1 rRNA gene is annotated in these 1,417 nt (G+C 56.2%); it reads right to left on the bottom strand.

What is annotated here, in order from left to right:
• Positions 1-22 precede the first annotated feature (22 nt).
• Positions 23-1,417: ribosomal RNA gene (locus ACIRB1_RS47120) — 23S ribosomal RNA — on the bottom strand; the annotation flags it as partial.

Below are 1,417 nucleotides of genomic sequence, written 5' to 3'. Positions count from 1 at the left end.
AACACAGTGGACGCGAGCAACTGAGGACAAGCCCTCGGCCTATTAGTACCGGTCACCTCCAGCGGTTACCCGCCTTCCAGATCCGGCCTATCAACCCAGTCGTCTACTGGGAGCCTTAACCCATCTAGTGGGTGGGAACACTCATCTCGAAGCAGGCTTCCCGCTTAGATGCTTTCAGCGGTTATCCCTCCCGAACGTAGCCAACCAGCCATGCCCTTGGCAGAACAACTGGCACACCAGAGGTTCGTCCGTCCCGGTCCTCTCGTACTAGGGACAGCCCTTCTCAATGTTCCTGCGCGCGCAGCGGATAGGGACCGAACTGTCTCACGACGTTCTAAACCCAGCTCGCGTACCGCTTTAATGGGCGAACAGCCCAACCCTTGGGACCGACTCCAGCCCCAGGATGCGACGAGCCGACATCGAGGTGCCAAACCATCCCGTCGATATGGACTCTTGGGGAAGATCAGCCTGTTATCCCCGGGGTACCTTTTATCCGTTGAGCGACGGCGCTTCCACAAGCCACCGCCGGATCACTAGTCCCGACTTTCGTCCCTGCTCGACCCGTCGGTCTCACAGTCAAGCTCCCTTGTGCACTTACACTCAACACCTGATTGCCAACCAGGCTGAGGGAACCTTTGGGCGCCTCCGTTACTCTTTAGGAGGCAACCGCCCCAGTTAAACTACCCATCAGACACTGTCCCTGATCCGGATCACGGACCCAGGTTAGACATCCAGCACGACCAGACTGGTATTTCAACGACGACTCCACCTGAACTGGCGTCCAAGCTTCACAGTCTCCCAGCTATCCTACACAAGCCGAACCGAACACCAATATCAAACTGTAGTAAAGGTCCCGGGGTCTTTCCGTCCTGCTGCGCGAAACGAGCATCTTTACTCGTAGTGCAATTTCACCGGGCCTATGGTTGAGACAGTCGAGAAGTCGTTACGCCATTCGTGCAGGTCGGAACTTACCCGACAAGGAATTTCGCTACCTTAGGATGGTTATAGTTACCACCGCCGTTTACTGGCGCTTAAGTTCTCAGCTTCGCCACCCCGAAGAGTGACTAACCGGTCCCCTTAACGTTCCAGCACCGGGCAGGCGTCAGTCCGTATACATCGCCTTACGGCTTCGCACGGACCTGTGTTTTTAGTAAACAGTCGCTTCTCGCTGGTCTCTGCGGCCACCCCCAGCTCACCGAGTAAATCGGATCACCAGTGATGGCCCCCCTTCTCCCGAAGTTACGGGGGCATTTTGCCGAGTTCCTTAACCATAGTTCACCCGAACGCCTCGGTATTCTCTACCTGACCACCTGAGTCGGTTTAGGGTACGGGCCGCCATGAAACTCGCTAGAGGCTTTTCTCGACAGCATAGGATCATCCACTTCACCACAATCGGCTCGGCATCAGGTCTCAGACT

The organism is Streptomyces sp. NPDC096013, from assembly GCF_044763565.1.
Classification (GTDB): Bacteria; Actinomycetota; Actinomycetes; order Streptomycetales; family Streptomycetaceae; genus Streptomyces.
The sequence above is the reverse complement of the archived record's forward strand: the minus strand, read 5'-3'. Positions and strand labels throughout refer to the sequence as shown.